Source organism: Kitasatospora sp. NPDC057198, from assembly GCF_042670125.1.
Classification (GTDB): domain Bacteria; phylum Actinomycetota; class Actinomycetes; order Streptomycetales; family Streptomycetaceae; genus Kitasatospora.
The window spans coordinates 1-9,639 of record NZ_JBHUWH010000313.1 but is presented as its reverse complement, the minus strand read 5'-3'; the positions used below and the strand labels follow the sequence as shown (position 1 = coordinate 9,639).

The following is a 9,639-nucleotide window of genomic DNA, read 5'->3' as shown; positions in this document are numbered from 1 at the left end:
TCGCCGCGCGGGACGCTCTTCTACCGGGAGCACGTCCTCGCCGACGCCGTCCACGAGCAGCTGGTGCGGCACACCGTGATCGAACCGCTGCTCGCCCGGCCGTCGGAGTGCCCCGCCCCGGAGATCGCCTTCGGCGCACTGGCCTACGTCCGGGCCGAGGACCGACTCGCCGAGCACCTGATGGCCTCCTGGCGCTCCGGCGCCTCCTCGCTGCGCACGCCCCTGCCCGACGAACCCGACGGATCCGCCGGGCCGGGCGCATCCGCCGTGCCGGACGTACCCAACGCCGGGCCGGGCGCACCCGGCGAGCCGGAGGGGGCCCGGCGATGAACGCGGCGGACGGCGCCGGGGCGTTCCTGGGCCTGTTCGACCCGCCCGTGTACGTCGTCACCGCCGCGGCCGGGGACGAGCGGGCCGGCTGCCTGGTCGGCTTCGGCTCGCAGTGCTCGATCCGCCCGGAGCGGTTCGCGGTGTGGCTCTCGCACGCCAACCGCACCCACCGGGTGGCGTCCCGCGCGGCGGTGCTGGCCGTCCACCTGCTGCCGGCGGACGACGCCGGGGCGGCCCTGGCCCGGCTGTTCGGCGCGTACACCGGTGACGAGGTGGACAAGTTCGTCCGGACCTCCTGGCGTCCGGGCCCGGCCGGGGTGCCGGTGCTCGCGGACGCGGCGGCCTGGTTCGCCGGACGGGTGGTCGGCCGGACCGAGGGCGGCGACCACACCGGGTTCCTGCTCGCCCCGCTGGCCGGCGGCGGGGCCGGACCGCCGTCGCCCGCCGTGCTCACCCTGCGGGACGTCGTCGGCCTCGATCCGGGGCACCCGGCGTGAGCGCCGCACCGGACGCCCGCCGCCCGCCGCCGCTGCTCCGCTTCGGCGTCGAGGAGGAGTTCCTGCTGACCGGCCCGCGCAGCCGGGTCACCGTGCCGGCCGCCGTGGAGGTGGTCGCGGACGCCGCCCGGACGCTCGGACCGCGCGCCCAGCACGAGTTCCTGGCCACCCAGGTGGAGGGCTGCACCCGGCCGGTGACCACCGCCACCGAGCTGCGCGCCGAACTCGCCGACACCAGGGCCGCGTTGGCCGCCGCCGCGGACCGGGCCGGCTGCCGGCTCACCGCCACCGGCACCCCCGTGCTGCCCAGCCGGCACCCGCTGCCCGTCACCCCCGAGCCCCGCTACCTGCTGCTGGCCGAGCGGGTGGACGGCGTCGCCGACCAGATCGGCGCCGAACTGTCCGGCTGCCACGTCCACTTGGGCGATCTGACGCAGCGTCAGGCGCTCACGCTCAGCGCCCGGATGCGCGGCTGGCTGCCGCTGTTCCAGGCGTTCTGCGCCAACTCCCCGTTCTGCGAGGGCACCGACCACGGCACCGCCGCCAACCGGCCCGACCGGTACGCCCGTTGGCCGACCTTCGGCCCGGCCCCGGTGCTGGACGAGCCCGGCTACCGCGCCGCGCTGGACCGGCTGCTCGCGGACGGGGTGGTCCTCGACCGCCGGATGCTGTACTGGTACGCCCGGCCGTCCGAGCACCTGCCCACCCTGGAGGTGCGGATCGCCGACAGCAACGCCGACCTGGACACCGTCCTGCTGCTGGCCGTCCTGCTCCGCGCCCTCGCCCACACCCTGCTCGACCCGCGCACCCCGGCCCGGCCGCTGCCCGTACCGGACCGGCCGCTGCGTCTGGCCCACCGCCGCGCCGCGACCGCCGCCCTCGACGCCCGGCTGCCCGACCCGCTCACCGGCCGCCTCCGTCCGGCCCGCCGACTCCTGCCCGACCTGGTCGAGTTCACCGCGCCCGCGCTGCGCCGCACCCACGAGCTCGGCCTCGCCCAGCAGTTGTCCGCGCAGCTGCTGGCCACCGGCTGCGGCGCCGACCGCCAGCGTGCCGCCCTCGCCCGCCACGGCCACCTCTCCGCCGTCGTCGACGACCTCACCCACCGCACCACCCACCCCGACTGACCCCCGCGCCCCGCGCCCTCCTGCCCCGCTCTCCTGCCCTGCCCTGCCCGAGGTGTCGCCGGCCGCCCGCAGGGCATACGCGCACCCATGCTGCTCCTACGACCGCCCGGCGTGTACCCCGCCCAGGGGGACACCGACCTGCTACTGGACGTGCTCGGCCGGGAGCCGGTGCGCCCCGGCGCACGGTGCCTGGACCTCGGCACCGGCAGCGGCGCGCTCGCCCTGGCCGCCGCCCGGCGCGGCTGCCGGGTGACCGCCGTGGACCTGTCGCGGCTGGCGCTGGCCACCGCCTGGCTGAACGCCCACCTGCACCGCCTCCCGCTGCGGGTGCGGCGCGGCGACCTCACCGCACCCGCCGGCGGCAGCCGGTACGACCTGGTGCTGAGCAACCCCCCGTACGTGCCCTCCCCGCACCCCGGGCCGCCGCCCAGGTCCGGCCCGGCCCGAGCCTGGGACGCCGGGCCGGACGGGCGGCTGCTGCTGGACCTGATGTGCCGGCGGGTGCCGCCGCTGCTCGCCCCGGGCGGGGTGCTGCTGCTGGTGCAGTCCTCGCTGGCCGACCCGGGCGCCACCGTGCGGCGGCTGCGCGCGGCCGGGCTGCGGACGTCCGTGGCCGCCCGGCGGTTGCAGGGGTTCGGGCCGGTGATGACCGCTCGGGCGAGCTGGTTCGAGCACACCGGGCTGATCGAACCGGGCGTCCGCACCGAGGAGTTGGTGGTGATCCGCGGTGTCCGCGACTGACCCGGGCGGCCCGGCGCCGCCCGCCGGGCTGGGGCCCGGACCCGGAGCGCCGCCGCCCCGGGTCCGGCTGACCGAGCGCGGCCCGCTGCTGATCGACGGCCCGGTGGACCTGCTGCTCCCGGACGGCACGGTGCTGCACTGCGAGCGCCCGGTCGTCGCGGTCTGCACCTGTCGGCGCAGCCGCCGCTACCCGCTGTGCGACACCAGCCACCGCGCCCGCCGCCCCCGCCCCCGCGGCGACGCGCCACCGTTTCCCCCGGGGGACTCCGGGCAGACGCCCGGATGAGAGCAGGACGTCGAACGGTACGCGAGCGCAGGAGGAGGTGGGCTCCGTGGGACAAATCAGTGTTCCGGTGATCTGCGGGCTGTCGGGTGGCCTGGCCATTCCGGCCCTCCAGGTGGTGGAACTGCTGCGGGCACTGCCCGGCGAGTGGGAGGAGTGGGCAGGCCAGGCCGACAGCGGCCTCGACCCGGCGACCACCGGCACCCTCGCCGAGTTGGTCCGCCAACTCGCCGACCAGATCGACCTGGCCTGCATCGAGATCGCCAGCGACGAGGAGTGAGGCGACCGCCCCGCCCGCCCGGTCACGGCTCCCGGACGGGGCACCCCGGGAACGGGCCGCCGGACGGCGTCCCCAGCCCGTGACCCCGACCCGCGATCCCGGCCCGCAGCCCCCTCCCCGTGAATCCCGCTCCGACCCCGTTCCCGCCCCGTCCGCAGCCCGGTCCGGCTGGTGTTTCCGCACGGCGCCGATGGGCAGGCGCGCGCCGAGGAGGGGACGGACGATTCGAGGAGGTGCGCGGACATGGCGGCCCGACCCGAGCCCGACCTGCTGGAACAACTGACGACCGATCACGAGGTGCTGCGGGTGCGCTTCAGCGAACTCGCGGGACTGCCGCTGGGCGACCTGCGGCGCTGCCGGCTGGCGGCGGTCACCGCCGACGCCCTGGTGCGGCACCTGACGGCCGAGGAGGAGCACCTGTACCCGCTCGCCCGCGCCGGCCACCCGCCGGGGGACGACGCGGTGGACCACGGCCTGCAGTCGCACGCCGCGCTGCGCGCCCTGGTCCGGGAGCTGCGCGGAGCGGCGGCGGGCTCGGCGGAGTTCGACCGGCTGGTGGCCCGGCTGGTCGAGGCGGCCACCGGGCACTTCGGCGAGGAGGAGGCCCGGGTGTTCCCGGCGGTGCGCGAGCACGTCGACCCGGTGCGCCTGACCGCCCTGGGCGCCCAGATCAGGGCCACCGAGGCGGCGGCCTCCGCCATGCCGCTCCCCGGCCCGCTGGCGCAGGCCCCGCCGGACGAGCTGGTGGCCCCCGAACTGCCCTGGCGCGAGCGGATGCACCGGCGCTTCCGCTTCGGCGACTCCAGCCGGGTCTGATCCCCGGACGTGCCGGAACCGGGCGGGGTTCAGGCGTCGCGGCGGCGGACGGCGAGCAGGCAGATGTCGTCGAAGGGGTTGGGGCCGCCGAGGCGGCGCAGCAGGTGGTCGACCAGCGCGGCCGGGTCGGGGGCGGCCCGGTAGTCGGTGCAGGCGCGCAGCAGCCGGGCGGTACCCGCGTCCGCCCCGCTCCCGTTCCCGCTTCCGTTCCCACCCCCGTTCCCGCTTCCGCCCCCGTTCCCGGCGCCGCGCCGTTCGACCAGGCCGTCGGTGTGCAGCAGCAGGGTGTCGCCGGGGGCGAGGTGGAGTTCGGCGGTGGGGCGGCGGGCGTGGGGGGTGACGCCGAGGACCAGGCCGGGCGGCGGGTCGAGGGTGCGGGCGGTGCCGTCGTGGATCAGGACGGGGGGCAGCTGGCCGGCCCGGGCCCAGGCGAGGTGCCCGGTGCGGGGGTCGAGGCGGGCGACGGTGACGGCGGCGATGTGGTCGGCGCGCTGGTGGCAGAGCATCCGGTCGAGCCGGTCGAGGAGCTGTCCGGGCGGGGCGCCGTCGTAGGCGATCCCCCGTAGTGCGTACCGGAGTTGGGACATCACGGCGGCGGCGGCCAGGCCGTGTCCGGAGACGTCGCCGACGGCGAGCAGGACGGTGCCGTCGGGCAGGTCGAGCAGGTCGTACCAGTCGCCGCCGACCTTGCGGTCGCGTTCGGCGGGCAGGTAGCGGGCGGCGCTGTCGAGCCCGGGGACGGGGCGGCCGGCGGGGGCGCGCATCAGGGCCTGCTGGAGGGCGCGGACGGCGCGCTGCTCGTCCTCGGTGCGGCGGCGCTGGTCGGCGAGGCGGTCGCGGGTGTCGTTGAGGGCCTGTTCGGCGCGCCGCCAGGGGGTGACGTCCTGGACGACACCGCTGAGCGCGAGCAGGCGGCCGTCGTCGGCACGGGTGGCTTCGCCGAGGGCGCGCAGGTCGCGCCGTCCGTCGGCGGCGCGGACGGCGAAGTCGGCGGTGACGGAGGCGCGGGCGTCCAGCAGGGCGCGGGCGGCGGCCCGGACGGTTTCGCGCTCGGCGGGGACGACCGCGTCCAGGGCGGCGCGCGGGTCGAGGCCCTCGGTGCCGGCGGGGGCGCCGAAGAGCTGCGGGACGCCGTCCGAGCAGGTGATCCGGCGTTCGCCGGGGCGCCACTCCCAGGTGCCGACCCGGGCCAGCCGGCCGGTCTGGGCGAGGTGGGCGATCCGCCGGTCGCGCTCGTCGTGGGCCCGCCAGGTGAGCAGCAGGCCGTCCTGGAACGGGATGGCGCGCACGGTCATCGCGCTGGAGCGGGTGCTGCCCGCGACGGTCTCGACGTACCGTTCGGCCTCGCCCCGGTAGGGGATGCCGTCGGCGGCGGCGGTGCGCAGACGGTCGAGGGTGCCGGAGGCGACCATGCCCGGGTACAGCTCGGTCAGCCGCCGTCCGCGCAGGTCGGCGGCGTCCCGCCCGGCCAGGTCGACGGTGCTGGCGTTGGCGTGCTCGACCTGTAGGTCGGTGACCTTCCCGTCCTGGTCGCGGACGGTGCGCAGGAGCAGCACCGGGTCCAGCAGGTCGTCCAGCACGGCCCGGAACCAGGGGGCGCCGGCCGGGTCCAGCCCGCCGGGGACCGCGGCGGGGACGGCGGACGGGGCGGCGGCCGGCAGGGGGTCGGGCAGCCGCAGCAGCGCGTCGGCGGCGAGGTCGGCGAGCGCGGCCAGGTGCGCCGTGACGGCCGGGGCGGGGTGGTAGCGGTCCGCCCAGCCGATCTTGAGCGCGCCGAGCAGCCGCCCCCCGGCGTGCAGCGGGAGGGCGCAGACGGTGGTGCCGGGCACCAGGTCCTCGCCGGTCAGGTCGGGGTAGCGGGACGCGAACTCGCGCCGGTCGCCGACCCACACCGGGCGGTCGGTGCGGACGGCCTCGGTGAGCGGCACCCGGGTGAGCGGCGGGATGCGCTGCCACTGGCTGAGCTGCTGCGCCGTCACCCCGTACGCGCCGATCAGCCGCAGCGCGCCGTCCGGTTCGCGCACGGCGAGGACGAGGGCCTGCGCGCCGAGCGGACCGAGGGCCGTCCGGTGCAGTTGCTCGGCGACCTCGTCGGGGTCGGTGGCGGCGGCGAGCGCGGCGGCGGCCAGGTGGAAGCGGGACGCCGGCACAGCCTCGTCCCCGCTCTCCCCACCCTCGCCCCTGCCTCCGTCCTCCGGTCGCACGAGCTCCTCCGGCGCGCGGGCCGGTCCGACGCCGGGGGCCGACGCAGCCGGGGCTTCGTCGATGGCCGGGGTCTCGCGGGCGGCCGGGGGCGGAGCGGCGGCGGCGACCAGTTCGGCGGCGACCAGCGCCAGCTTGCGGTTCCCGTCCTGGGAGCGGCGAACCAGCTCCTCGAAGGCCCGCTCGGGCGCGCAGCCGAGCCGCTCGACCAGGACGCCCTTGGCCTGCTCGATCACGGCCCGGGTCCGCATCGCGGTGCGCACGCCCTCCAGCTCGGTGCGCAGCCGGTCGACCGTGGCCTCCAGCTCTGCCCGCTCACCGTCCACCGCGTCCACCGCCTCCTCCGCCCGGCCTCCACCCTATGCCGATCATCCGCCCGATCCGCACCTTTCACGCCGGTTTGCCGGGCGCCGTTCGGGCCAGACGCCCCGCACGGGGGATCCGCCGCACGCCCCCACGACCGGAGAACGGAGCACCGCCGTGAACGACACCCCCACCGAGACCACCGACACCACCGAGACCACCGACGCCGCCGAGTCGGACCGGCTGGCCGAGCTGGACGGCCTGACCGTGGCGTTCCTGGTCGCGCCCGAGGGCACCGAGCAGGTCGAACTGACCTCGCCGTGGCAGACCGTCCTGGACCACGGCGGCACCCCGCGCCTGGTCTCCACCGAGCGGGGCGAGATCCGGGCGTTCCACCACCTCGACCGGGCCGACCCGTTCATGGTGGACGCGGTCGTCACGGACGTCTCGGCCGCCGACTTCGACGCCCTGGTGCTGCCCGGCGGCGTCGCCAACCCGGACTTCCTGCGCACCGACCAGCGGGCCGTGGAGTTCGTCGCCGGGTTCTTCGGCCGCGGCAAGCCGGTCGCGGTGATCTGCCACGGCCCGTGGACGCTGGTCGAGGCCGACGTCGTCCGCGACCGCACCATGACCTCCTGGCCGAGTCTGCGCACCGACCTGGCCAACGCGGGCGCGCACTGGGTCGACCGCGAGGTGGTGGTCTGCACCGACGGCCCCAACACCCTGGTCTCCAGCCGGAAGCCGGACGACCTGCCGGCCTTCGACCGCGCCCTGGTCACCGCCTTCGCCGCGGCCTGACCCCGCCCCTGGCCCCGTCCCCGGCCCGGCAACGGCCCCGTCCCCGTCCCCGGCCCGGCACCACCCCCGCCTCAGCCCCGGCAACGGCCGGTCAGGCGCCGACCGCCGCGGCGCGCTCGTCGACCCGGGCCCGCACCCAGCCGAGGAACTCCCGGACCTGCGGGCCGGGCAGGGACAGCGCCCCGACACGGGGGCGTTCGAAGCTGCGGACCGCGGCCCCGATCAGCGGGCGGAACTCCTCCTCCGCGGCGGCGACCTGCCCGGCCGCGTCGCGCTTGGCGAACCAGCGGCCGGTGCGGCAGTACACCACGGAGCGGCAGCCGTTGAGGACCCGGTTGTCGGCGAGGTGCCCCTGGCCGTCGTCGTGCTCGCGCACCGAGGCCCGGATCGCGGCGTACAGGTCCGCCGGCCGGGGATCCGCGATCACCTCCGGTGCGGGCGGGCCGTACAGCGCGATCCCGTCCTGGTGGGCCACCGAGCGGTCGATCACGTACCAGAACGACGGCCCCCCGGCCGGGTCGAGGGCGGCCCGGCCCGGCAGTCGGGCGCCGGTGTTGAGGTCCAGCAGGTAGCCGGCCTCCCCGGACGGGACGCGGGCGAAGTCCGCCGCGTAGACGACGAGTTCCAGGCCCGCCGCCGGGCAGGGCAGCCGCCGGTGGTCGAGGGCCTCGGCCAGTTCCCGCAGGGTCTCGGCGGGCGGCGGGCCCGCCAGCAGGACCGTGACGTCGACGTCGCTGCGGCCGTGCCGGTAGTCGCCCAGCGCGAGGGAGCCGACCGCGACCACTCCGGTCAGCCGGGGGCCGCACACCGCGCGCGTGCGGCGCACCAGCTCCGCCAGGTAGGGCCGCACCTCGGCGGGGACGGTGCGGAACGACTCGGTCTCCGTGCCCATCCGGCCAGTATGGCCCGTCTCCGGCAGGACGTCTCAGGCCGCTCAGGCCGCGGCCAGCGGATAGGCGTAGCCGTAGGGGTGGGCGAGGCCGGGCGGGTACGGCTCCAGGAAGCAGGCCACCGAGCCGTGCACGGTCACCCGCAGCCCGTCCGCTCCCGCGTACACGGCCAGGCCCTCCTCGGTGGTCTCCGAGGAGCGGTACACCACCACCATCACCTGCGGCGCGTGCCCCCCGGGCCGTCCGGGAACGGCGATCCGGTACCCGTGCGGCCCGTCCATGACGCCCACCTGTCCTGTTCCTCCACGACCCACCGGGCCCACGACGGCGGGCCCGCGCCCCGCGCATACCCCGGGGGGCGTTGCCGCAATCCCCCGTCCGCCACCGCCCGTTCCGGCCCCGGCGCCCCTGCTGTCCCCAGCGCCCCTGCTGTCCCCGGCCTGCTGTCCCCGGCCCGCGGGCCCCGGCGCGGTGGTCCCGGGGTGCTGGAACTCGACGCCCTCCGCTGCCGCCCGCACGGCGTCGGACGGGACCGCCGGAACCCGCGGGCCCCTCGGCCCGCGGGTCCCTCAACTCGCCAGCCCTGCCCGTCCTTTCAGCACACCACTCCGCCCGCGACCACCAGCCGTACCGCTCCGGGCAGGTCCGCCGCCCGGCGGCGGCCGGCCGCGCTGATCTCCCCGGGGCGGGTGAGCGCGGTGGGGACGAGCAGGCCGTGCGCGCCGGCCTCGGCCGCGGCGACCAATCCGGCGCCGGTGCCGCCGATGACGACGGTGCGGGCCGGCGGCACCCGCAGCGCCCGGGTCGCGGCGAGGACCAGCCCGGGGGCCGGCTCGCGGCAGCCGCAGTGTTCGGCCGGGCCGTGCGGGCAGACCGCCCACACGTCGAACGGGCCGAACAGTTCCTCGATCCGGTGCTGGACGATCTCGATCCGGCGCCGGGTCAGGACCCCGCGGGCGATCCCGGGCTGCGCGGTGAGCACTCCCACCCGCACGCCGATCTCCCGCAGTTCGGCGACCGCCCGGCGGGCGCCAGGGCGGGGGTAGACCCGGCCGGGGTCGCCGTTGTAGGCGACGTCCTCGATCAGCACGGCGTCCTGGTCGAGCAGCACCGCCGTCCCGCCGCTCCCGTCCCCCGCCGTCCGCCGACCCCCCGTGTCCCGCGCCACCACCCAGGGCGCGGACGGTCGCGGCCCGCCGCCCGCCGACCAGCGGTCGGCGGTGGGGAGCGGTTCCAGGTACTCCGTCGTGAACTCCATGCCCAGCGGCTGACCGGGGCCGCCGGTCTCAAACCCCCTGGCGGGCCCGCCGGGCGCGGTCGATCCGCTGCGCGGCGAGACCGCCGACGTCCCGCAGTTCCTCCTCGGTGGGTT

At 77.7% G+C, this 9,639-nt stretch carries 12 protein-coding genes; 8 read left to right on the top strand and 4 right to left on the bottom strand.

The genetic code is table 11. The annotated features are described in order from the left end of the window. The 7 genes from ACFUEL_RS28060 to ACFUEL_RS28030 all read left to right on the top strand — a co-directional run. On the top strand, nt 1–330 hold a 330-nt coding region (locus ACFUEL_RS28060; protein WP_380239557.1), incomplete at its 5' end, for an iron-containing redox enzyme family protein. Next, on the top strand, nt 327–827 hold the full coding sequence (locus tag ACFUEL_RS28055) for a flavin reductase family protein (RefSeq protein ID WP_380239556.1): 501 nt from the start codon (nt 327–329) through the stop codon (nt 825–827). The genes ACFUEL_RS28060 and ACFUEL_RS28055, both read left to right, overlap by 4 nt. Then, nucleotides 824–1,954, top strand: coding sequence for a YbdK family carboxylate-amine ligase (locus ACFUEL_RS28050; protein WP_380239554.1), 1,131 nt, complete (start codon nt 824–826; stop codon nt 1,952–1,954). Before ACFUEL_RS28055 ends, ACFUEL_RS28050 begins: the two co-directional genes overlap by 4 nt. Nucleotides 1,955–2,041: 87 nt before the next feature. Then, complete coding sequence (locus ACFUEL_RS28045) at nt 2,042–2,695, top strand: HemK2/MTQ2 family protein methyltransferase (RefSeq protein WP_380239553.1); 654 nt, start codon at nt 2,042–2,044, stop codon at nt 2,693–2,695. Beyond that, on the top strand, nt 2,682–2,981 hold the full coding sequence (locus ACFUEL_RS28040; protein ID WP_380239552.1) for a CDGSH iron-sulfur domain-containing protein: 300 nt from the start codon (nt 2,682–2,684) through the stop codon (nt 2,979–2,981). The genes ACFUEL_RS28045 and ACFUEL_RS28040 overlap by 14 nt, the downstream gene beginning before the upstream one ends. Before the next feature lie 46 nt (nt 2,982–3,027). After that, on the top strand, nt 3,028–3,258 hold the full coding sequence (locus ACFUEL_RS28035; protein WP_380239551.1) for a DUF6213 family protein: 231 nt from the start codon (nt 3,028–3,030) through the stop codon (nt 3,256–3,258). Between the two features lie 243 nt (nt 3,259–3,501). Next, nucleotides 3,502–4,074: a hemerythrin domain-containing protein gene (locus tag ACFUEL_RS28030; protein WP_380239550.1), complete on the top strand. Its 573-nt coding sequence runs from the start codon at nt 3,502–3,504 to the stop codon at nt 4,072–4,074. 29 nt (nt 4,075–4,103) lie between these two features. Here ACFUEL_RS28030 and ACFUEL_RS28025 read toward each other — a convergent pair whose 3' ends face one another. Beyond that, entirely contained in the window at nt 4,104–6,611 is a 2,508-nt protein-coding gene (locus ACFUEL_RS28025; protein WP_380239549.1) for a SpoIIE family protein phosphatase, read from the bottom strand. Between the two features lie 229 nt (nt 6,612–6,840). Between ACFUEL_RS28025 and ACFUEL_RS28020 the strand changes: the two genes are divergently transcribed. Further along, on the top strand, nt 6,841–7,377 hold the full coding sequence (locus ACFUEL_RS28020) for a type 1 glutamine amidotransferase domain-containing protein (RefSeq protein WP_380239558.1): 537 nt from the start codon (nt 6,841–6,843) through the stop codon (nt 7,375–7,377). A 91-nt stretch (nt 7,378–7,468) separates the two neighbouring features. On the opposite strand, the gene ACFUEL_RS28015 is transcribed toward ACFUEL_RS28020, so the two are convergent. The 3 genes from ACFUEL_RS28015 to ACFUEL_RS28005 form a co-directional block, all read right to left on the bottom strand. After that, nucleotides 7,469–8,269: an aminoglycoside adenylyltransferase domain-containing protein gene (locus tag ACFUEL_RS28015; protein ID WP_380239548.1), complete on the bottom strand. Its 801-nt coding sequence runs from the start codon at nt 8,267–8,269 to the stop codon at nt 7,469–7,471. Between the two features lie 42 nt (nt 8,270–8,311). Further along, nucleotides 8,312–8,548, bottom strand: a complete 237-nt coding sequence (locus ACFUEL_RS28010; protein WP_380239547.1) for a DUF6296 family protein — start codon at nt 8,546–8,548, stop codon at nt 8,312–8,314. Between the two features lie 314 nt (nt 8,549–8,862). Further along, the gene (locus tag ACFUEL_RS28005; RefSeq protein ID WP_380239546.1) at nt 8,863–9,525 is read right to left on the bottom strand and encodes an HAD-IIIA family hydrolase; all 663 of its coding nucleotides are present in this window, start codon (nt 9,523–9,525) and stop codon (nt 8,863–8,865) included. Nucleotides 9,526–9,639: the final 114 nt, after the last annotated feature.